The organism is uncultured Tateyamaria sp., from assembly GCF_947496075.1.
In the GTDB taxonomy this organism is placed as follows: domain Bacteria; phylum Pseudomonadota; class Alphaproteobacteria; order Rhodobacterales; family Rhodobacteraceae; genus Tateyamaria.
In genome coordinates this window covers 333,141-354,613 of the sequence record NZ_CANMBJ010000005.1, presented here as the reverse complement: position 1 = coordinate 354,613, position 21,473 = coordinate 333,141, and the positions used below count along the sequence as shown (strand labels likewise).

Here is a 21,473-nt window from a genome sequence, read left to right as displayed (position 1 = left end):
GGAAGCCTGTCCGATGTCCAAGAGCAGCCAGAAATTCATCGCCCGCAACCGCGCGCCCCGTGTCCAGATCGAATATGATGTAGAGCTGTATGGCGCGGAGAAGACGATCCAGCTGCCCTTTGTAATGGGTGTGATGGCTGATCTGTCAGGCAAGTCCGAGGACCCATTGCCCGCCGTGGCAGACCGCAAGTTCCTGGAAATCGATGTCGACAACTTTGACGACCGGATGAAGTCGATCAAGCCGCGTGCCGCTTTTTCGGTGCCCAACACGCTGACGGGCGAAGGCAACATCGCCGTCGATCTGACGTTTGAGCGGATGGACGATTTTTCGCCTGCGGCTGTCGCCCGCAATGTGGAGCCGCTGAACACCTTGCTTGAGGCCCGCACCCGGCTGGAGCACCTGCGCACGTATATGGACGGTAAATCAGAGGCCGAAGATCTGATGACGCGTTTGATCCATGACCCCGTTGCCCTTGCTGCGCTGGCAGGTTCCGCCAAGGAGACGAACCAAGCCGATGCCGCACTGGACTCCATGCGGAACGCCGCAACTCTTGCTTCAGAAGATACGGGTTACGACACCGATGCCGTCCTTGCCGCTATGGCGCTGCAGAATCCCGACCAGATGAACCCACCCAACCCGGACAAAAACGCCGACGGTGTGCTTGCCGACCTGGTGCAATCCGGCATTGGCACAGAGGATGCGAATGATGGCTCGGTGTCTGAGGAAGGCTCAACTGGAAAAGAGCCTGCGGCTGGTCAGGACGCATCAACTTCGGACACTGTGCGCCTCCCTGATAACGAAGGCGCAGGTGATACAGATGTGTCGGAGATTGCGCTCGAAGGTGATGCGCTGGACGCAATTGAGGACGATGTCGATACAGGGGATGAGCTGGAGGCATTGGACTCCACTATCGCAGACCCTGATGTCGTTGCCGATGACTTGGCAGATACCGTCGGTTCCGACGACACGGATGAACACTCTGAATTTGAGGCGCCGGATACCGACGAAGGGGCTGACCTGATTGCGGACCATCTCGATGTGCTTGTTCAAGACGTGTCTGATGAAACCGAAGAGGAGACGTCACTCGATGACGTCGCGATAGAGGATGACGAACCCGCGGCCGAGGAGATTTCACCTCACGGGCGCCTCGATCTGCCCAAACCCGAGGATCGCGACGCCGCCCGACCCAAGTTTCGCATCGCAATCCTTGGTGATTTCACCGGTCGCTCCAGCAAAGGTACGGTAGAGATTGGTGCAGACCTTGCCCGTCGCAAACCCATCAAGTTCGACGTAGATACGCTGGATGATGTCATCGCGCGTTTCGCCACTAAGCTTGTCCTTCCAATTGGCAAGGATAGTGCCGGTGTTGAGGTGACATTGTCTGACCTGGACGACCTGCACCCTGACACGCTCTATGAAAATGTTGAGCTGTTCGAAGCGCTCTCCAATCTGCGCGATCGTCTGGTGTCTGGAAACAGCACCCAGGACATCGCACAGATGCAGGAATGGGCGACAGAGTTCGGGGATACAGAGCCAGTTAGCCGCGCGCGCGCCGCTGGGGTCAGTGTGCCTGCCAACCTGAAGCTGAGCGCGTTTCAGTCGCTGATCGGAGACAATGCCAACGACCTTTGCACGCCATCGCCTGCTGAAGACCTGATCGGGCGTATCGTCGGCCCCTATGTGCAAGCGGCCCCCGACCCGGATCAGCCCGCGATGCTGGCCGCTGTTGATGAGGCTTTGTCCGGTGCAATGCGCGCAATCCTGCATCATCCTGACTTTCAGGCGGTAGAGAGCACTTGGCGTTCGCTTGAACTGTTGGCCCGCCGGATCACGACGGGTGCCGGGCTTGAGATCGTTCTTTACGATATGTCGGCAGAAGAGTGGGCAGCCGATCTGGCGTCCGAGGAAGATCTTGCGAAAACCGGCCTTTTTCAGATGCTGGCTGAAGAGCCGCGCCTTGATGATGCCCAAGGCCCGCTGTCGGCCGTTTTTGGGCTTTACACTCTGGAAGAAACGCCGCCCCACGCGGATCTAATGGCACGCATGGCCAAGATCAGTGACTGGATGAATGCGCCCTTTCTGACAGCAATATCCGAGAACTTCCTGGATACACCCAAGCACGAGCGTCATCCGCTGGTGGCCCGATCTTGGGACGGGCTGCGCGCGATGCCCGAAGCGTCATATGTCGGGCTGGCTGCGCCGCAGTTTTTGCTGCGCTTGCCCTATGGCGCCAAGACCGAACCGGTGGATCCTTTTGATTTCGAGGAATTCACCCTGCGCGACGGTCTCAAGGGCATGCTGTGGGCCAACCCCGTCGTTCTGTCGGCCATCCTTCTGTGCGAAACGGTGAACCAAAAGGGCAAGGCGATGCAATTGGGCGACGTGATGTCAGTAGGTGATCTGCCACTGCATCACATCACCGATCAGCACGGCGATCAGGTCGCCCTGCCATGTACCCGTCGGCTGCTGAACACGCGCACGATGGCGGACGTGGTCGCCCGCGGTTACATCCCGCTGTTGTCGATCAAGGGCCGCACCGAGGTTCGCCAAGGGTCGTTCCAGGGTCTGGGCGCCGGTATGTTGGCTGGTCCATGGGGGCAAAGCGCGGGCGCGGGAACTGGTCTCGGCGGCGTCAAATCCACACTCGATATCACACGCCAGGCATCGGATCACCCCGAAGACGGCGGTGACTTTGGTCCCTCCCGGCCTGGTGGAGCGGGAGAGGACTATGACGACCAATTTGCCCAAGACGAAGATGAAGACGACACGGATGACGGCGATGACCTGGGCTTCGGTGATGATGATGACGACGATCTGGATGGCTTTGACCTAAGCGACGCTGACGACGCCGACGATGGCTCGGACGACGACCTTGATGCGTTGCTTGCCGGGTTCGGTGACGATGATGGCGCTGACGAAGACAACGAAGAAGATATGGATCCCGCACTTGCTGCGTTGATGGAGGATCTGTGATGCGCGTGAACTTCACTCCGCATGCGTATCCCTGCAGCCGGGAGGCATGCTGAATGTCCAAAGATATCCTTTTGGAAAACCGCCCCGCGACACTGATCTTGCCGAACCGTATCAAAGGCTATCTGGTACGCGCGCAGATTGATGAGGCCCTGGGCGAAGTTCCTCTGATGACGGTCGAATTCATGTCTACGGACCTCGATCTTGATCTGCAAAAGCTGGTCGGCGAACGACTGCGGATCGACTTGGATGCGCCGAACAAGAAAACTCGCTACTTCCAAGGGCGGTGTGTCTCAGCTGAATTTCTGGGTGCATCGGGCAGCCAGGGGTATTTCCGTGCCGAGTTGCGTCCTTGGCTGTGGTTTCTGACGCAAACGAACAACTGCCGCATATTTCAGGACAAAACGGTGATCGAGATCATTAAGGATGTCTTTGGTACGCACGGATTTTCAGACTTCAAGGACAAGACCAAGCATCGTTTTGAAAAGCGGACCTACTGCGTCCAATACCGTGAAAGCGATTTCGCCTTCATCTCGCGTCTGATGGAAGAGGAGGGAGTTTATTACTTTCACCAGTATGATCAAACCCGCGAAACGCTGATCCTCGCTGATGACTCGAGCAGCCACGAGCCCCTTACAGATCACGGTCAGCTCAACTACTATGTGCGTGCCGCCGATATGTTTCGGGACGAGGATCACATCTACGAATGGCGCGGTTCAGAGCAGATACGGCCCGGAAAAGTGTCGTTGCAAAGCTATGATTTTGAAAAGCCCAAGACAGACTTGGCATGCGTTAAGTCGGTGTCCAAGGGGCGCCACGTGCACAACTCTTATGAAGTGTATGACTACCCGGGGCGCCATGACAGCGCTGGAACAGGCGAGCATCAGGCCCGCGTGAAAATTGAAGGAATTGCGGCTCAGACCCATCAGGCTCGAGCCGTAGGCAGTGTCCGGCAGATGGCTGTGGGCGCAAAATTCCGGTTGAACAAGCACCCACGCAAGGCAGAGAACAGTGAATACCTTGTTGTTCGCGCCCGACATCAAATCCAGCTCGATGTGATGGTGGAAGACCGCGATATCGTCGAGGCCATTCTGGGCCCGGTGTTGGATTTCGATGCCGATACCAACCCTGATCTCTACCGGTGCAATATCGAAGTGCAGCCCGCCCGCGAGCCCTACCGCTCAGGGCAGCACACGCCACCTCCGGAAAACCCCGGCGTGCAAACCGCCGTTGTCGTCGGAAAGGCCGGTGAAGAGGTTTGGACCGACACATTCGGTCGGGTCAAAATCCAATTCCATTGGGATCGTGACGGCAAACGTGATGAAAAATCGTCGTGCTGGGTTCGGGCGGCTATGCCCTGGAGCGGCAAGGGATGGGGAATGATGGCTGTCCCGCGCATCGGTCAGGAGGTTGTTGTCCAGTTCGAACAGGGCGACCCAGACCGCCCGATCATCACCGGGATGGTTTATAACGGCGATACCAAAACCCCTTTCCCGCTTCCGGGCAATGCGACGCAGATGGGCATCAAGACCAATAGCTCCAAGGGTGGGATTGGCTTTAGCGAACTGGTGTTTGAGGATAAGAAGGGTGCCGAGTTCGTTCGTCTGCAGTCCGAGCGGGATTTCAAACAGATCATCAAAAACAACGCCGAGATCGAGGTTGGGTTGGCCCACAAAGACAAGGGGTGGCTCAAACAGACGATCCATGGCGACAAAACCGAAACGATTGGCGGTGATGACAACACGCAGATCGACGGGGCACACGGCCTGACAGTCGCAAAGAGCGCAGAAATCGACGTGGGTGCGGCGCTGAGCCTGACGGCGAAATCCAAGATCACATTGAAATGCGGTGGTGCGCAGATCGAGATGACGCCATCCGGGATCACGATTTCTGCGCCGCAGGTCGAAGTGAAGGCTGCAGCCACGGCCAAGATCAACGCTGGTGGTCAGCTGGCATTGGAGGGCAAAGGCATGCTCAAGCTCGAAGGCGGCGGTATGACCCAGTTGAAATCTTCCGGCATTTTGATGGTCAAGGGCAGCTTGACCATGATCAATTAGCGGTGCGCGCGATGTCTGATCCTCTATTTGATGATCTGTGCAAACTGTCGGCGGGACCCGTGGCCCGTGTCCTTACGCAGCACAATGTGACTTTGCAGACCGAACTGGATGCCCCAGCGGGAGCAACCGCCGCCGCGATCTTGGAAGAGCTTCATGGCAAGGGCGCTCAGCTCGACATGATGCAGGTGCTGGCCCATACCCTTCCGCCGCGCGAGGCGGCGTGGTGGGCCTGTCTTGCCGCGCGCGAAATGGGGGCAGAGACCCGTGCTGTCAGTGTGGCTGAAGGTTGGGTGCGCCAGCCCGGTTTTGACACAAGGCTTGCAGCCCGCGAAGCATTGGACTCCGCAAAGCAAGACGACGATACCGCCTTTTGCGCCATGGCAGCCTGCTTTGCCGATGGCACGATGGGCCCCGGCGAATTCGATGATCACCCGGCCCCGCCTGGCGCTGTGGGCGCGGCGGTTTATGGGATGCTTTTGATCGCGCTTTTTGCGGATGAGACCGCCGTGGCCACGCGCGGCTCCCTCTTTTTGAAGCGCGGTTTGGATATTGCGCGCGGCGGCAATGGTCAGATTGAACCAAATTCGGACTAGGCGGCACTAACCTAACGAACCGCCAGCGCGCCACGCACTGGTGCAACCGCCAACCCGAACGAGGTACAGTCATGACGTTGCCCGCCGCCCGTGTTGCAGACATGCACGTCTGCCCGATGCTGACCGGTGTGGTGCCGCATGTAGGCGGGCCTATCGTGACACCGACCCCGACGGTCCTGATTGGAATGATGCCCGCAGCCACGGCCACGGCGATGGCGGTTTGCGTCGGCCCGCCGGACGCTGTGGCCAAAGGTTCAATGACCGTTTTGACCGGCAAGAAGCCACAGGCCCGCATGGGGGATACATGCGGCCATGGCGGGGCGATCGTAGTGGGTTGCATGACCGTGCTGGTCGGGGGGTGATGACCATGTCCTTATCCTTGAAAGCACATCATCCCAACCTGCCGAACGATGTCACTCTCGAAGTGACGATGATCGCCGACACGATCACCGTCGGGCGCGGCGAGGATAATGACCTCGTTCTGCCTGATCCGGATCGCCACCTTTCCAAACAACACTGTGTCGTCGAGCGGAGCGGTGACAGCTTTGTCGTGAGGGATATGTCGACCAATGGCACGTTCCTCAATTACCAGGACGACCGACTTGAGGCTGCACCCACGCCACTGAACACTGGCGATGTGATCCTTGTGGGCGAGTTCGAGCTTGTCGTGAGTATCCGCGAGGTGCCTGCGGATGCAGCTGCGACCAATCCTGCGCCTGATCTGCTGGGCCCTTCGAATAATGATAAGGCCTGTTTCGAGTTGGACCCGTTGGCGGCGAGCCATGATGATGACAGTGCATTTCTGGACGCGTTGCTGAGTGAACCCGCCTCAGTTGCGCAGCCCGTAATTACCGATCCTGTTGATGCGCTGCTCCAAGATGAACCCCAGATGGGGGCGAGTGCACCTGATCACACGCCCGCGGCGCAGGATCATTTTGTGCCGCCTCGAGCCATGAATGCGGTCATTCCCGACGACTGGGACGACAACATGACTTCGCCATCTGCCGAGGAACCGCCCCGGGAGGACCCTGAACGAACGCCGCTGCTTGAGCAGACGCCGGATCCAACTCCGTTGCCCGCGACGCAATTAAAAACCGCAGACGCGGATACAGCAGTGCAAGCCTTTGTCGCTGGCCTTGGAGTGACAGGCCTGCAGATCACACCTGAACAGACCGAAGAGGTGATGGGCCGCATGGGTCGCATGATGGCCGCAATGATCGCTGGCATGCGCGAGATCATGATGACGCGCGCCGCTCTCAAGAGCGAAATGCGTGTAACGCGTACGATGATCGAGCCGGATCAGAACAACCCGTTGAAGTTCTCAGTCAGCGTCGAGCAGGCCATCGAGGCGATGCTCAAACCTGCTGGGCGCGGGTATCAGGACCCCGAAAGTGCGGCCGCCGAGGTGCTGCACGACATCAAAACCCATGAGGTTGCAACAATGACCGGCACACAAGCCGCGCTGACTGACCTTTTGGCGCAGCTTGCACCCGAACAAGTGTCAGCGCGGATCGAAAAGAGATCAGGGTTTCTGGGCAATCGAAAGGCGCAACTCTGGGGCGCATACGTGCGTCACCATTCAGAACTGGTCCGCCAGACCGAAGACGACTTTCAATCCACGTTCGGCAAGGCGTTTTCCCGTGCCTACGAACAGCAGATCACCAAGCTTTGAGGGCAAAGACATGTTCAACCGCACCACACTTCTTTTAATCGCGATGGCACTGGCAACCCTTGCAGGCTGTGCCGAGCGCGGCCCTGCGCCAACCACCGTGGCCCTGTCAATCACTGGGGCGGCGGACATGAACGGTGGCGCACCTGCGCAGGTCAAAGTCTACTACCTGAACGACACGGCGGCCTTCCGCTCCGCAGACTTCTTCGCGGTTTTTGAAGAACCCGAGGCGACGCTGGGCGATGATCTGGTGGTGGTGAGCTCATTCAGCCTTGCACCAGGGCGGACGGTGAATGATGCCCAGAGCTTTGCCAACCCACCCGCTGCGGTGGGGGTCGTAGCCGCCTTCCGCGATATCAACGGCACGTTCCTTGCGGTTCGTCCCCTCGTTCCAAACGCACCGAACCCGGTCCAGATGGCACTGACCGGCAATCGCGTCGTTCTTCGCTGACGCGCCCTGAAGGAGCCCACCCAAAATGTCCTGGCAAAACAAAGTTGTGTGGCAAGAAGGTTTGTTCCTTCAGCCACACCATTTCCAGCAGCAAGACCGCTATTTGGAAGCTCTGGTGGCCGGTGTGGCAGGCTCTATCGCGCCCTATGCCTGGGGCGTGCAGAAACTGACCCTCGACACCGAACTGTTGCGGTTGGGCAAGATCGCTGTGACATCGGCCTCTGGCCTGACCCCCGATGGTGCCTTGTTTCGTATCCCCGAGGTAGATGCCCATCCTGCGGCTCTTGACGTTCCGGAAACGGTGAAGGACGCGGTCGTCTTTCTGACGGTACCGACACGACGCCAGGGCGCAACCGAAGTGGACCTCACGGATGATCCGGCAGCGCGCTCGCGCTATATGCCAAGCGAAGTTGAGATCGCCGATAGCACCGGTCGCGACCGTCGAGCTGTCGACCTTACCGTTGGCAAACTGCGGATGACGTTGGCGTTGGACTTGGATGAACTGACGGATCGGCTTGCCATCCCGATTGCCCGCATCATCGAGGTTCGGGCCGATGGCGAGGTTGTCCTCGACAAAGGGTTCATGGCGTCATGTCTAGATGCCCGTGCCGCACCTCCGCTTCATGATTTCCTTCAGGAGCTTGAGGGGTTGGTCAGCCACCGTGCACATGCGCTGTCTGGTCGGCTCAGCCAAACGGGTGGGGCCAAGGGCGTGGCTGAGATCTCTGATTTCCTCCTCCTGATCGCGGTCAACGCGGCACTACCGCAGATCCGTCATTTGTTGAGCATTGAAAATGCCCATCCCGCGCAAATCTATCAGCAGCTCGTTGGGTTTGCCGGTCAGTTGGCAACATTCATGACCGTGGACAAGATTGCGCCGGAGTTTCCAATCTATCGCCACTCCGACCTGACCGGTGTGTTCCAACCTGTGATCCGGGCCTTGCGCGAAAATCTCAGCATGGTTCTTGAGCAAAATGCCGTCGCGATTCCGCTTCAGGCCCGCAGCTATGGTGTCTCCGTGGCGATGGTAGAGGACAAGTCGCTTTTGACCAGTGCCAATTTCGTCTTGGCCGCCAAGGCGAGTGTACCGCCAGAAAGCGTGCGCAGGCACTTTGCCTCGCAGGCCAAACTGGGACCGGTGGAGGAAATCCGCCAGCTGGTGAATTCGGCATTGCCCGGTGTTGATCTGCGCGCCTTGCCCGTGGCGCCGCGTCAGGTGCCGTACCACGCCGGCGTTGTCTACTTCGAACTCGACCGTACGAACCCGTACTGGAAGCAGATGCGCGACTCCGGTGGGCTGGCGATTCATGTGGCGGGCGAGTTCCCGGATCTTGAGATGGAGCTGTGGGCGATCCGTTGATGCGGACCCGTGCAGGAGAGATGAAGATGACCAAGGATGACCCTTTCGCGGAAGCCACAGATACCGACAAAACAGTGATCCGACTTAATCCGGGCGGGCGGCTTCCCGAGCCTATGCCCTCTCCGCCCCAAACTGCACCTGCGCCCAATGTCGGAACTCCGGCGATGACCACTGCGACACGACCTGTCGCGCAGATGCCTCAGTCGCAAGATGTTCTTGCCGGTTTCAATCCGCTTTGCGTCGCAGCCTCGCATCTGTTTCAGCTCGTCGGACGCATCCGCAACCGCGCGCAACATGCCAATCCAGCCCAGCTGCGCCAGAGCGTTGTTTCAGAAATTCGCGCCTTCGAAGATCGCGCGGCACAAGCGGGCGTGCCTGGTCAGATCGTCAAAGTGGCGCGCTACGCCATCTGTGCAACGGTCGATGACGTGGTTCTGAACACGCCGTGGGGCGGCAACAGCATCTGGGCTCAGCAAAGCATGGTCGGCACCTTTCACAAGGAGACCCATGGCGGCGAGCGATTTTATGATCTTCTTGATCGGTTGCAGACCGATCCTGGCAGCAATCGGGACTTGCTCGAGTTTCTCTATATGTGCCTCAGCCTTGGATTCGAGGGACGTTTACGAGTCGCCGCGCGGGGAACGGAAAAGCATCTGACCGTGCGCGATGGGCTGGCGCGGACCATCCGGACACAGCGGGGCCGGACAGAGCCTGATCTTTCGCCGCATTGGCAGGGTGCCAAAGTGGCACATCACGTGCTGTCGATCTGGATGCCGGTGTGGTTGCTGGCTGGGCTTACCGCCGCGCTTGCGGCACTCGCGTTCTTTGTCCTGTCCTTCCTGCTCAGCCTTGATACTGAGCGGGTTCGTGGCCAGATCCTCGCATTGGACCTTGGCGGACCGATCACGCTTGCGCGACCAGCGCCGCCGCCCCCACCACCGCTGCCCGCACCCGAGCAGGTTAACGATCTCGACCGCATCCGTACCTTTCTGGCCCCTGAAATCGCCGCATCCCTTGTGACAGTCACACGTGACGGCAATACAGTGCTGGTTCGGATCAACGGTCAGGGCATGTTCGGTTCGGGCTCTGATGTCTTGCGCGAAGACGTGCGCCCGCTGATCGACCGCGTGGCTGCCGCGCTGGAGCCTGAGGACGGTCGGATAATCGTCGCAGGACACTCCGATAATATCCCGATCAACACCGCGCGCTTTCCGTCGAACCTGGCCTTGTCTCTCGCCAGAGCTGAGGCCGTGATGGAAAAGATCGTTACGACCCTCAGCGATCCGGACCGGATTACCGCTGAAGGGCGCGCGGATAACGAACCCATCGCCACCAACGAAACGCCAGAAGGGCGCGCCCAGAACCGTCGCATTGACGTCATTCTTGTAAAGGCAGGCTAGAGCCATGATCCGCAATTTTTTCGTGAACGTCATCCTTTCGCCCATTGGCATAGTGGCCATCACCGCTGCCTTGCTTCTAGGACCCTTGTGGTACCTTGGTCCGCTGGTACAGATTGTGGGCGTGCGACCCTTTGATACGGTTCTGGACCGTGTGGCGGCCACGCTTTCGATCCTCGCGGCCGCAACGATCTTTGTGTTGATCATCCTCCTGAGCCGCCGGTCACGCGAAACCCAGATATCGGAAGAGATCGCCAAACAAGCGGCCGAGGACACCGCCGAAGACGAGGCAGTGCGCTCCGAGCTGGCGGAGATCGGTGCGCGGCTCAAAACGGCTTTGCATACCCTTCGCAAAAGCAGGACGGGCGGATGGTTCGGTAAGAGACATCTCTATCAGTTGCCATGGTACATCATGATTGGTCCACCAGGCGCGGGTAAAACCACGGCCATCGTCAATTCGGGCCTCAAGTTCCCGCTGGCCGACAGCCTCGGCAAAGAAGCGGTCGGAGGCGTTGGTGGCACCCGGAATTGTGATTGGTGGTTCACCAATGACGCCGTTCTTCTTGATACGGCTGGCCGTTACACCACGCAGGATAGCAACGCCTCAGCGGACAGCCGCGCCTGGGTCGGTTTTCTTGAGATGCTGAAGAAGTACCGCAGTCGTCAGCCGATCAACGGTGCGATGGTCGCGATCAGCGTGTCGGACCTGTCGGAAATGGATGAGGTCACCGCCGCAACCCACGCTCAGGCGATCCGCGTCCGGTTGCAAGAGTTGCGAGATAGGCTTGGTGTCAGCTTTCCGGTCTATGTGATCTTGACCAAGGCCGATCTGGTGGCAGGCTTCCAGGAATTCTTTGATGGGTTGGGCAGCAAGGAGCGTGAACAGGTCTGGGGCATCACCTTGCCGCTGGCCACCGGCAAGGTCGCAGCTGCACCCGTTGCTGAGAGCTTTCGCACGGAATTCGACGGGTTGGTGGCGCGCCTCAGCGATCACAGTCTGGAACGTATACAGGCTGAGACAGACTTTCAGCGCCGCACTTTGATTGCAGGTTTTGCTACCCAGATGGCTAGCCTGCGCGATGCCGCAGAAACGTTTCTGGGCGAGATTTTCCAGGAAAGCCGCTACAGTGATCCGCTGCTGTTGCGCGGTGTCTATTTCACTTCTGGAACACAAGAGGGTATGCCCATCGATCGGCTCATGGCCGGGATGTCGCGCAACTTTGGCATCGGGCGGCAGGCCATCGGGACCGGCCAGGGGCAGGGGCGCAGCTTTTTCCTGACCCGGCTGATGACGGACGTGATCTTTGGCGAGGCGGGGCTTGTTTCGCGGGATGATGCGGTTGAGCGGCGTACGCGTTGGGTCACGCGCGGTTCAATCGCGACGGGTTTGGCGGCCTTTGCCCTGGTTTGCGGTCTTCTACTGAACAGTTTTTTGGGCAACCGGAACCTGATTGCGCAGACCAGTGCGCAGATTTCGACATTCCAGGCCCTGGCCGCCGAAATCCCGCAAAGTCCTATCTCTGATAGTGATCTGGCAAAGGTGGTTCCCGGGCTGAATATCCTGCGTGACATGCCCGGCAATCCAGCCGCCACGGATCCCGAGCCGCCACGCGCGCTGACCTATGGCCTGTATCAGGGTGATGTGATCGGCACGGAGACCGGGCAATCTTACCGCGCTGCCTTGAACACCCTGATGCTGCCGCGCTTGCTGGTTCGGCTTGAAGACGTGATGCAGACCAATCTCAACGACAGTGCCGATCTGTTTGAGGCCCTGAAAACCTACATGATGCTTGGTCTGCAAGTGCCGATGGACGCGGATCATGTCTCGGCATGGCTGGCCGATGATTGGGAAAACCTGTTTCCCGGTCAACCCAACCTTCAGTCCGACCTGCAAGGACATCTGGCCGAACTGCTGGGCCAACCCATGCAGGAAATCGCCCTGAACGGTCCGCTGGTCGCGCAAGTGCAGGCGATCCTGTCGGAAACACCTATTTCCGAGCGTGTTTACATCAGTATCGTTACCTCGCCTGAAGCACAGGCTTTGGCGCCGTTCCGGATCACGGAAGTGGGTGGACCTGCCGCGTCACGCGTACTGGTGCGCCCATCGGGAAGACCGCTCACCAGCGGGATCGAGGGTGTCTACACCCGAGCTGCCTTTTATGACTTTTTCCTGCCTCAGATCCTCGTTGCCGCCGAGCGTATTCAACGTGACAGCCTGATCCTTGGACCCGGCGGACAGATCGAAAACAGCCCTCAAGCGCTTGCGCTGATCAGCCGGGACGTGCTGGCCTTGTACGAGACCGATTTCGTCGCTCGTTATGACGAGTTGCTGGCGGATATCGATGTTCTGCCGATGACCAACCTTGGTCAGGCCACTGATGTCATCAACATCCTGTCGGGGCCCATCTCCCCCTTGCGCAACTTGCTGGAGGGTGTGACCGAGCAAACTCGATTGACAGTCCTACCCTCGGTTGCTGCTGTCACGGGCGTAGCCGCAGCGGAAGCGCAGGAATTTGCGATCGGGGAAGTGGTCCGTAGCGTCAGCGTTGATGCAGAAGACTTTTTTAACGCTGTGCGCGGCACGCTTGAACAGATCCCTGATGCCGAACCTGTCGCGCCGGGCCAATTCGTCGAGGATCGGTTTCAGGAGATCCATCGCCTGACTGACCGCACCGAAGGTCCATCCGAACTTGACCGCGTTATCCAGCTGATGACGGATGTCTATGACGAGTTGAACCGGTTGTCGCTGGGCCAGAACCTTGGCACGGCACTTCTTGGTGACAGCCAGAATGCACCTGCCCGCCTTCAGGCTGAAATTGGGCGGATGCCCGCTCCGATGGAGCGCTGGGCAACACAGGTCGTGCAGTCATCTGCAGGGGCGGCAATCGGTGGCGCACGGTCAGAGATCAACACCAAGTGGCAGTCCGAGGTTCTGCCGTTCTGCACCCGCGCCATCAATGACCGCTACCCATTCAACAGACAGGCGCAGGCAGATGTTGCTTTGCAGGATTTCGGTCGCCTCTTTGGCCCCGGCGGACTGATTGAGGCATTCTTTGACGAAAACCTCGCCCGCTTTGTCGACACGTCGCAAGACCCTTGGCAGGTGCGCCGGGTTAACGGGATCGATGTGGGCGTTTCGAACGCGGTTGTGCAGCAATTCCAGCGCGCGGACGAGATCAAGAACAGCTTTTTTACTGCCCCCGGCTTGCCCGATGTCACGCTGGAAATCACACCCTCTGCGCTTGATCCGAACGTTGAGCGCGTGACGTTGGAAACAGGTGGTCAGACTGTCAGCTATGCCCATGGCCCGCCCCAGCCGAGTGCACTGCGATGGCCCGGGGAACAGGGCGCGCGGACCCGTGTTGCGTTTACGCCTACGCGTTCGGACGTACGCAACGATGTAACGCATGACGGGCCTTGGGCGCTGTTTAGACTGTTGGATGCAGCAGAGGTGCGGCGCACGAATGTGAGCGATCGCAACCGTGTCGTGTTCAATGTCGGTGGACGGATCGCGATCTTTCAGCTGCGTGCTGGCTCCGCGTTGAACCCGTTTACGCTGGACGCTCTCAGCACGTTCAGCTGCCCAACCTCCTTGTAATGTGGGGCATGGATATGACTTTTGGCTATTATGGCAAACTGCCCTTTGCCGGTGATTTCCTACGCCACGGCCTGTCTGCCGCCTTCGTGTCGGGTTGGGATGCCTGGATGCAGCGCGTTCTACTCATGGCCAGCGAGACGGAGGGCGAAACCCGCTGGCAAAGCTTGTATCTGTGTGCCCCGATCTGGCGGTTCAGCATCGCACCGGGTCGATTGGCATCGCATGGGGCCGTGGGCGTTTTGATGCCGAGCCTTGACCGGGTCGGGCGTCGATTTCCGTTCTGCATTGCGGCGGCGACGGATTTACCACCTGTTGCTGCCTACCTCGCCCTGCAACCGGTGGCAGAAAGGTTGGAGGCGATTGCGCTTGATATGATTGAAGGGGAGGGCGGTCTGTCCACCCTCGATGCGCGCCTTGCTCAGCTGCCCAGCCTCAGTCCATTGCAGCACGTGGCGGGCCTTGGACAGGGTGTCGGGTCGCTCTGGATCGCGACCGTCATGGATCAGGCCCGTGTGATGCTTGCGCCCCACGTGCCGACACGCCCGGACGAGGCCGCCGCTTTGTTCAATCCCGATGCATCCTATTGGACCCACGCTGCCTTGACGGGTTCGGAGACCTGATATGCCCCAATCCAAAGCTCTAGCCCGGCGATATAGCGCCAAGACCCACATGGGCCTCGTCAGACCGGTCAACGAAGATGCAATTTTGGCGTTGCCGCATCTTGGGTTGTGGGCCGTAACGGACGGGATGGGCGGCCATCAGGGCGGTGATTTTGCAAGCCAGACGGTCATTGACGCTCTGTCCGCCTTGCCGACGGATCTCCCGCCTGAAGCTTTGCCGGGCCGTATTCGTCAGGCCCTGCATCAAGCACATGACGACATCCAAGCGGAAGCTGCACGGCGCGGGAATGCCATCATCGGCACAACCGTGGTGCTGCTGGTTCTGGCGGGCGATCATTTTTTGTGCCTTTGGGCAGGCGACAGCCGTCTTTACCGTTTGCGCGGTGAAACCCTGGAAATGATCAGCGTGGACCACTCTGTTGTTGGCGCGTTGGTGGCGGCTGGTCAGCTAAGCTGGGACCAGGCCGAACATCATGCCCAGAGTAACCAGATTACCCATGCGGTGGGCGTGGGATCTGAGCCCGGGATCGATAAGCGCCGCGGTGAAGTTGCCCCGGGTGACAGGTTCCTACTCTGCTCTGACGGGCTGACGAAATATGCCAACGAAGCGACATTGAAGCGGTTCATGCAGCAGGGCGCGCCTGAGACTCTGGCTGACGAGCTCATGCGCATCGCATTCGAAGGCGGGGCTGCCGACAACATTTCCGTCATCGTGGTCGACACCTGAGGAGAGACGCAAAATGGTCTGTTTCTGTAAACAACCCGCCGCAACGATCCCAACGCATATCCGGCCCAGCTTTTCCATGGCCTTGCCGCAGGTTCCGCTGCAGATGCAGTTGGCCGTCGCTCTGCCCGCGATCACGCCCGAGAACCGGCTGGACATGCAAATTGGGGCCTATCTGGGCAACCTCAATCTGCCCACCATATCCATGCCGAATTCCGGGCTCTTCCAGATCGCCCCGATGTTGGCCCTTGTGGCGGGGACATTTCCACTGATGGATTTGCCCGCACTGGAACTGTCGCTACAACAGATGGGCGACACGATGATGACGCATGTCTGGCCGCATGTCGGATGGCTCATGTCGCTCAAGCTCGGGCCGCTTTTGAACTTTGCGCTTGCAGCCCGGCTGGTTCTGGATTTGCAGGACCTTGGCATCGATCCATTCGATATGTCCTACACGATGCCACGGGTCAGCTACCCGGGGCATCATTTCCGGATGTCCATGCCTATGCCGCAGTTGCACATGGCGCGCCTCCTGTTAGGGCTGCCAAGCCTGTTTTCGCTGACCGAGACATTTCAGTTGCCGACCTTGGGCGACGAGGGATCCTTTCCAGGTTTGTTCAGCGCGCTGCACCGTTTGGCGAGCGTCCGACCGCCCCAACTGGGTATCACGCTCCCTCAACTCACCAAGCTGGCTCTGGTCTTGAATTCGTTGGCAACGATCAAGATGGCCTTTGGCGATCCCGGACTGATGGGGGCCGGCCTCGCCCCTATTCGCGCGATGATGCGGTTCTGGGGGGCGATGCCTTTTCCGATGCCGCCAATGCCTGCTCTGGCATTGAACGCAGAACTTGACGCGTTACCTTCGCTCGAGTCGATCCAACTGGGCGCGGGGATGGCGTCGCCGTCGATACTCGCGCCGCTGATAGGGTTTTCGATGCCACAGATCGGGTTCTTGCCGGTCGCCAACTTGATGCTGGGTCTCAGCGCCTCCTTGCAACTTGTGCTCGACATGGATCCGCTGGATCCATGTGCCCTTTGCCCATTTTCCTGAGACTGCAAGCAAAACAAAAAGGCCCCGCGAGAAGTGCCGGACTTTCATTCGTGCGCCTTTGCAGCGCTTACATCAATTCCGTGACGACCTTGTCGGAAACCGCCATGACCAGTTCAATACCGGTTTTGTCGGTGTTCCCCGCATCTGCAAGGATAGCCTTTGCCATTGTTATGGTTTTTTTGTTCACGGCGCCGTTCTTGAGAATAGAAGCGCCCAATTCCTTGAGGTCTTTCTCGGCCCCCTTGGGCAAAGCGAATTCCCGCATGACGCCCGGCCATTTCACCGCGTTTACCGCTTTCTCGTTCGCGTTCGAGAACTTTGGGATGTCCTTGTACAACTTTGTCAGGTGATCCTCACAGTCGGCAAATGCTGTGCCCGCCGGGATCTCGCCCGAGCGCATCATCGAACTGTGCAGTGTTTCACTGGCTTTCTTGGCTGCCGGTCCACCTTTCTTCTTGAAAATACTCGTCAGTTTGGCCAGTTCCGCTTTGCGCTTCTTGAACGCGGCTGAATAGCTGAAGTATCCGTGCTTCTTTAGGAAATTCTTGGCAAGGAGGGTAAAGGCCGCCATTTTCTTATCGTCGTAGACACCCAGACCGTCCACTTCGGTGATGACCTTGACGAACCACTTCTTAGTATCAGCTTTGCGGCCGACCCGCCGCGCATCAAGCGCTTCCTCGAACGCGTTGTAGATGGCCAACTTGGCCGGCCCCAGCACAGTGTCAGTCAGCTGATACTCCTTCAAAAAATGCCTTGATCAGTGCTTGGTCACCTGCGGCCATCACTGGCTCCTTTCCTAAAGGGTGCCTGTAGTTGTTAGTCTCCAAAACGGGGCAAATGGTTTGATTTCAGTGCGGGTTTTTTGGACACCCAGGGCACCATGGACGCACGCGCTGCGCTTAAAGTCTTGCAACGATTGCACAAAGCCGGGATGCTGGCTTTCCAGAGAGAGTGGGCGCCTCGGGTCTTGGGGCAAGACAGCAAGGCCATCGCAGCGAACGATTGGGTGAGGGCGATGAAACAGAATTCTCTGACCGGGGGCGCGAGTGCGCGCCTGATCGCCGCGGCGTTGGTCCGTAGGCGTATGGTCCTGTATGTCTGAGCGTTTGCAGATCGACCTGATAAACGAGGTGTCCGTCAGAATATCGGGTCAAGTGGTGCCGCTCGTGCAGTCCCGCAAGACCGTTGCGCTCATGGCCTATCTGGCCGTGACCGGCCAGCCGCACCGCCGAGAACATCTGTGCGAGCTGTTCTTTCCCGACACCAACGACCCCAAAGGATCGCTGCGTTGGTCGCTGACCAAGCTGCGCCAGGCGCTCAACACACATTCAACGTGTTTGCAGACCCCTGGCACATCTGTGCTGATCGATGCCGATCTAATCAGTCTTGATGTGCACCATGTCCAGGCTGTGCATGATGCCGCTGACCCCTCCAGCGCTGACTTGGTGGAGGTCGCTGAGTTGTTGTCCCACAGGCCGTTCATGGGTCTGGAACTGTCACGCAACGATGACTACGCGTTGTGGTTGATGGGCGAGCGCGAACAACTTCATAGCCTGCGGCCCCGTATCTTTCAGCGCATGGTCACAGCCGAGGATGTGAGTGATCAGGACGCGGTGAAATGGCTACGCCGATGGCAGCGGCTCGACCCTTATTCGCACGAGGCTCCTCGCCTCTTGTCGCAAAAGCTGACTGATCTGGGGCTTCAGGATGAAGCGGCAATCGTGGCCCGCGACTACACGGCCCTAATGGGCGACAGTGCTGTGATCGAACCACGACGCGATCCGCTAGAGCCTGTGCGCACCCGTCAGTCCATCGGCTTTTGCAAAGCATCCGATGGGGTCAAAATCGCCTATGCCAAGGTCGGCAACGGCCCACCTCTTGTGAAAACAGCCAATTGGCTCAACCATCTGGAGCTGGACTGGGAGAGCCCGATCTGGGCAGACATGTTTCACGCTCTGGCTGCGGACCACACATTCGTGCGATATGACGAACGGGGCAATGGCTTGTCGGACTGGGATGTCCCGGACATCAGCTTTCCGGCGTTCTTGGAAGACCTCGAGACGGTTGTGGACCATTTGGGCCTGACCCGGTTTCCGTTGTTGGGCTTGTCGCAGGGGTGCGCTGTATCGATTGAATACTCGATCCGCCATCCGGAGAAAGTCTCTGCCATGATCCTGATTGGTGGCTATGCTGCTGGCTGGCGTGTTGGCCTGTCGCCTGAGGAACGTGAACAACGTGAGGCTGTTCTAACGCTGACTCGGCACGGGTGGGGTACATCGAACCCCGCTTACCGCCACATCTTTTCGCAGACTTTCATGCCGAACGCAGATTCTGAACGTCTGGCGTGGTTCGATGATTTCCAGCGCCGAACGACATCGCCAGAGAACGCCGTGCGCTTTCAGGAGGCGTTTGGCGACATCGACATCCGTCATCTGTTGCCCAAGGTTCAGACACCCACACTGGTCCTACATGCCCGTGACGATCAGCGTATTCCCTTGAGGTGTGGCCGCGAACTGGCGGCCAACATTCCAAACGCAGAGCTGGTGACCTTGGACAGCCAAAGCCACATCATTCTTGGCGATGAGCCGGCCTGGCAGGTGTGCATGAACGAAATCTCGCGCTTTCTGGCGAAGCATGTACCAGAAGGTCGCAAAGGCCGTCGCTGAACCAGGCTCTGGAACACAACTTCTTTTTTAACAATGGTCTACATCTTGCATTCTGCCCACGCGGCAGGTCGCAAACACAGTCTTCGTTCCCCGAACGGTTCCCGAGCCGACTGATCCGCGCCACACTTTTCGATCCGGCCGTCAGCGGATCCGAGGCTGCGCACGGCGGCATAAACATTCTTCGCATCGGCGTCCAGCAAGCCTTCGGTGGTGGCCTTGCCGATGCCGCGATTTGCATCTGTGATCAGGGCAACAGTGTTCGTTATGTCAAAAGCCGTTTTGACACTCCTTTCAGGGTTCAGATTTTCTGTTGGTCGTTTAGATGGTGCCGCCTACACCCCGACGGAAGTCCGGACCGACAGCGTTTAGGGGAGGATGGAACCGTAAAGATTGTCTCTGTATTCCATCAAAGCCTTAACCGCTCTCTTGGCGTTCCCGCCGTCGCGGCCACAGCCGAACCGTTTGCCGCCGGTGTGCACGGTAAGTCACATAGCCCGTAGTCTGCGCCAGCGTCTATCAAGGCACAACAGAAGTACAGTATGGCAGTGCCCAAACATAGTTGTCGCTTCGGCAGGTTCGTTTCCTTCTTTGAACGTGCTGTCGTCATCGGACCAAACGGCCGGCACGGCGAGGCAGCGACGCGCCAGAAACGGTGGGCTCTGTCCCTATTGTCGGAGGATGGCAACAGGGCGTTGGTATTGCGAGGCAGAAACCAATTTTAGGATATTCTCATGCCGGCACTCTATCACGCTCCAAACTCTCGTTCGACATCCATCGTCGCCTTAATTGAGGAGATGGGTGTCTCAGACCGCGTCAAAGTGGTTAAGGTCAATATCCCCCGACAAGACGGTGGAGGAGGCTCGGACTCGCGCAACCCCCATCCCGAAAAGAAGGTCCCTTACCTGGTTCACGGCGATGACCACGTTCGGGAGCGTGGCGCAATCGTCGCCTTCCTAACGGATATGTTCCCAAAGTCGGGCCTTGGCCGTCCGGCTGGACACCCACAACGCGGGGCATTCTTGAGCTGGCTGTTCTACTATCAAGGCGTAATGGAACCGGTGTTGGTTCTCGACTGGGCAAAGATCGAGCATCCTGCCATGCAAGCCACCTTCCGCGATCTCGATACAATGATGGACCGCCTGACTGATGCCTTGAACGGTCAACCCTACTTGCTGGGAGAAAACTACTCTGCGATCGACTTGCTGCTATCGAGCCCATTTCAATGGCTCCCGGAAGCTTTGTCGGACCGGCCCTTGGTTCAATCTTGGTCAGAACGCTGTGCCAACCGGCCGAAGTTGAAAGCTATCGTTGAGCGGGAGCAAGCGCGGATCTAAATCAGTCCCACGCGCTTGGGCCCGATCCTTTGTCAAAGCGGAACTGGACGAGCGAGCCTTCAAGCATCTGCGCCGAACGATCGCACCGAGAAGAGTTTTGCAGTTTTGAGTAAAGAGTGTCTCTGGCACGTAGCGCTAGAACACATAGGTGACTTCTGTAGTGAGAGCAGAATATTCGCACCTCTTTTTCCATGAAGAAGACGTGGGGCCGTCGCCACTGACGGTCTCATCGAGCACGCGGATTGCGGGGCGCGCCGCACAAGGCAAGTGCGGCAGGGAGGCAGTCGCCGCTAGACCTGCCGACCTCTTCGCTAACGCGGCATGAGAACTAATCGACCCTGGCTAGACACGTCCACTGCAGCCACAAAATGTATGAGCGACACAGGTTCATCCCAAGTCGGCAGAGACCCGCTGCGATCTCACGCAGTACAACGTGGAGATGGCAGCCGGGTTCCAGTTTGTCTTGTTGGTTGTCTGTCCAATGACATTCGATTCACTCTAGTCAATCGCTCCCGGGGCAGGCATATCTTCGGAGCAAGCCCGCGATGTTCGCCAGCCACATAATCTCAATGCCAATGAGAAGAGGTGCGCTGCGGTGGAGTTGCACTCTACAACTTTGTTGACTGCTTTTGTTCTGCCCTGGGTCTTCGAGCCAAGGTTTCGCGAGCCATATCTTGTCCGATCGGTTGCACAGGGTAACGCAAGCCACCCGGCGCGTAGGGAGCCCGTTGTCGGGCTGCGTCGGCGGTGTTCTCAAATATCGCAGGACAGTTTGTTCTGCCGAGACAAGAGATCGAGGCCGGAGCGATGAGGATAGCGCGTTTCGCGGACCTTGCCGTAGCCCATCTTGGTGATGGTATTGCCCGTCACAACGGGCCGCAGCACCACGTAACCGGGGCCTGTCTATTCGCAATCCATGACGTCCGGCCGCACATGATCGCCGGACCGGCAGATGGTGCGCCACATGTCATCCCACTCTGAG

Annotated in this window: 16 protein-coding genes and 1 pseudogene; 15 read left to right on the top strand and 2 right to left on the bottom strand. The window is 58.7% G+C overall.

Annotation, left to right across the window (positions count from 1 at the left end; genetic code table 11):
* Positions 1 to 13 precede the first annotated feature (13 nt).
* The 13 genes and pseudogenes from tssB to Q1A51_RS18665 form a co-directional block, all read left to right on the top strand.
* Positions 14 to 517 (top strand): annotated as a pseudogene (gene tssB / locus Q1A51_RS18725) (type VI secretion system contractile sheath small subunit); the annotation flags it as partial.
* Between the two features lie 15 nt (positions 518 to 532).
* On the top strand, positions 533 to 2,974 hold the full coding sequence (locus Q1A51_RS18720; RefSeq protein WP_366870230.1) for a type VI secretion system contractile sheath large subunit: 2,442 nt from the start codon (positions 533 to 535) through the stop codon (positions 2,972 to 2,974).
* Between the two features lie 53 nt (positions 2,975 to 3,027).
* Positions 3,028 to 5,028, top strand: coding sequence for a type VI secretion system tip protein TssI/VgrG (gene tssI, locus Q1A51_RS18715; RefSeq protein WP_299604729.1), 2,001 nt, complete (start codon positions 3,028 to 3,030; stop codon positions 5,026 to 5,028).
* A gap of 11 nt (positions 5,029 to 5,039) precedes the next feature.
* Positions 5,040 to 5,621 (top strand): hypothetical protein, encoded by a 582-nt coding sequence (locus Q1A51_RS18710; protein ID WP_299604726.1) that lies wholly within the window; start codon positions 5,040 to 5,042, stop codon positions 5,619 to 5,621.
* A gap of 71 nt (positions 5,622 to 5,692) precedes the next feature.
* Entirely contained in the window at positions 5,693 to 5,983 is a 291-nt protein-coding gene (locus Q1A51_RS18705; RefSeq protein ID WP_299604723.1) for a PAAR domain-containing protein, read from the top strand.
* Between the two features lie 5 nt (positions 5,984 to 5,988).
* Positions 5,989 to 7,293: a type VI secretion system-associated FHA domain protein TagH gene (tagH, locus tag Q1A51_RS18700; RefSeq protein WP_299604720.1), complete on the top strand. Its 1,305-nt coding sequence runs from the start codon at positions 5,989 to 5,991 to the stop codon at positions 7,291 to 7,293.
* A gap of 10 nt (positions 7,294 to 7,303) precedes the next feature.
* Positions 7,304 to 7,741: a type VI secretion system lipoprotein TssJ gene (tssJ, locus tag Q1A51_RS18695; protein ID WP_299604717.1), complete on the top strand. Its 438-nt coding sequence runs from the start codon at positions 7,304 to 7,306 to the stop codon at positions 7,739 to 7,741.
* 25 nt (positions 7,742 to 7,766) lie between these two features.
* On the top strand, positions 7,767 to 9,101 hold the full coding sequence (gene tssK, locus Q1A51_RS18690; RefSeq protein ID WP_299604714.1) for a type VI secretion system baseplate subunit TssK: 1,335 nt from the start codon (positions 7,767 to 7,769) through the stop codon (positions 9,099 to 9,101).
* A gap of 26 nt (positions 9,102 to 9,127) precedes the next feature.
* On the top strand, positions 9,128 to 10,501 hold the full coding sequence (gene tssL / locus Q1A51_RS18685; protein ID WP_299604711.1) for a type VI secretion system protein TssL, long form: 1,374 nt from the start codon (positions 9,128 to 9,130) through the stop codon (positions 10,499 to 10,501).
* A gap of 4 nt (positions 10,502 to 10,505) precedes the next feature.
* Complete coding sequence (tssM, locus tag Q1A51_RS18680; RefSeq protein ID WP_299604709.1) at positions 10,506 to 14,096, top strand: type VI secretion system membrane subunit TssM; 3,591 nt, start codon at positions 10,506 to 10,508, stop codon at positions 14,094 to 14,096.
* Between the two features lie 8 nt (positions 14,097 to 14,104).
* Positions 14,105 to 14,716: a type VI secretion system-associated protein TagF gene (gene tagF / locus Q1A51_RS18675; RefSeq protein WP_299604707.1), complete on the top strand. Its 612-nt coding sequence runs from the start codon at positions 14,105 to 14,107 to the stop codon at positions 14,714 to 14,716.
* A gap of 1 nt (position 14,717) precedes the next feature.
* Positions 14,718 to 15,443 carry a PP2C family serine/threonine-protein phosphatase gene (locus Q1A51_RS18670; RefSeq protein WP_299604704.1) on the top strand — a complete coding sequence of 242 codons (726 nt, stop codon included), beginning with the start codon at positions 14,718 to 14,720 and terminating at the stop codon, positions 15,441 to 15,443.
* A 13-nt stretch (positions 15,444 to 15,456) separates the two neighbouring features.
* A complete protein-coding gene (locus Q1A51_RS18665; RefSeq protein WP_299604701.1) occupies positions 15,457 to 16,491 on the top strand; it encodes a hypothetical protein in 1,035 nt (344 codons plus the stop codon).
* A 67-nt stretch (positions 16,492 to 16,558) separates the two neighbouring features.
* Here Q1A51_RS18665 and Q1A51_RS18660 read toward each other — a convergent pair whose 3' ends face one another.
* Positions 16,559 to 17,236 carry a hypothetical protein gene (locus Q1A51_RS18660; RefSeq protein ID WP_299604699.1) on the bottom strand — a complete coding sequence of 226 codons (678 nt, stop codon included), beginning with the start codon at positions 17,234 to 17,236 and terminating at the stop codon, positions 16,559 to 16,561.
* Positions 17,237 to 17,585: 349 nt separating this feature from the next.
* Here Q1A51_RS18660 and Q1A51_RS18655 point away from each other — a divergent pair, with 349 nt between their 5' ends.
* Together Q1A51_RS18655 and Q1A51_RS18650 are read left to right on the top strand one after the other, a co-directional pair.
* Entirely contained in the window at positions 17,586 to 19,157 is a 1,572-nt protein-coding gene (locus tag Q1A51_RS18655) for an alpha/beta hydrolase (protein WP_299604696.1), read from the top strand.
* A 731-nt stretch (positions 19,158 to 19,888) separates the two neighbouring features.
* Complete coding sequence (locus Q1A51_RS18650) at positions 19,889 to 20,491, top strand: glutathione binding-like protein (protein ID WP_299604693.1); 603 nt, start codon at positions 19,889 to 19,891, stop codon at positions 20,489 to 20,491.
* Between the two features lie 753 nt (positions 20,492 to 21,244).
* Here the strand turns inward: Q1A51_RS18650 and Q1A51_RS18645 are convergent.
* Positions 21,245 to 21,376, bottom strand: a complete 132-nt coding sequence (locus tag Q1A51_RS18645; protein ID WP_299604692.1) for a hypothetical protein — start codon at positions 21,374 to 21,376, stop codon at positions 21,245 to 21,247.
* Positions 21,377 to 21,473: the final 97 nt, after the last annotated feature.

Coding starts and splice junctions, on each gene's coding strand:
- Q1A51_RS18720 (WP_366870230.1), top strand. CDS start 533: ATGCGGAACGCCGCAACTCTTGCTTCAGAAGATACGGGTTACGACACC.
- tssI (WP_299604729.1), top strand. CDS start 3,028: ATGTCCAAAGATATCCTTTTGGAAAACCGCCCCGCGACACTGATCTTG.
- Q1A51_RS18710 (WP_299604726.1), top strand. CDS start 5,040: ATGTCTGATCCTCTATTTGATGATCTGTGCAAACTGTCGGCGGGACCC.
- Q1A51_RS18705 (WP_299604723.1), top strand. CDS start 5,693: ATGACGTTGCCCGCCGCCCGTGTTGCAGACATGCACGTCTGCCCGATG.
- tagH (WP_299604720.1), top strand. CDS start 5,989: ATGTCCTTATCCTTGAAAGCACATCATCCCAACCTGCCGAACGATGTC.
- tssJ (WP_299604717.1), top strand. CDS start 7,304: ATGTTCAACCGCACCACACTTCTTTTAATCGCGATGGCACTGGCAACC.
- tssK (WP_299604714.1), top strand. CDS start 7,767: ATGTCCTGGCAAAACAAAGTTGTGTGGCAAGAAGGTTTGTTCCTTCAG.
- tssL (WP_299604711.1), top strand. CDS start 9,128: ATGACCAAGGATGACCCTTTCGCGGAAGCCACAGATACCGACAAAACA.
- tssM (WP_299604709.1), top strand. CDS start 10,506: ATGATCCGCAATTTTTTCGTGAACGTCATCCTTTCGCCCATTGGCATA.
- tagF (WP_299604707.1), top strand. CDS start 14,105: ATGGATATGACTTTTGGCTATTATGGCAAACTGCCCTTTGCCGGTGAT.
- Q1A51_RS18670 (WP_299604704.1), top strand. CDS start 14,718: ATGCCCCAATCCAAAGCTCTAGCCCGGCGATATAGCGCCAAGACCCAC.
- Q1A51_RS18665 (WP_299604701.1), top strand. CDS start 15,457: ATGGTCTGTTTCTGTAAACAACCCGCCGCAACGATCCCAACGCATATC.
- Q1A51_RS18655 (WP_299604696.1), top strand. CDS start 17,586: ATGTCTGAGCGTTTGCAGATCGACCTGATAAACGAGGTGTCCGTCAGA.
- Q1A51_RS18650 (WP_299604693.1), top strand. CDS start 19,889: ATGCCGGCACTCTATCACGCTCCAAACTCTCGTTCGACATCCATCGTC.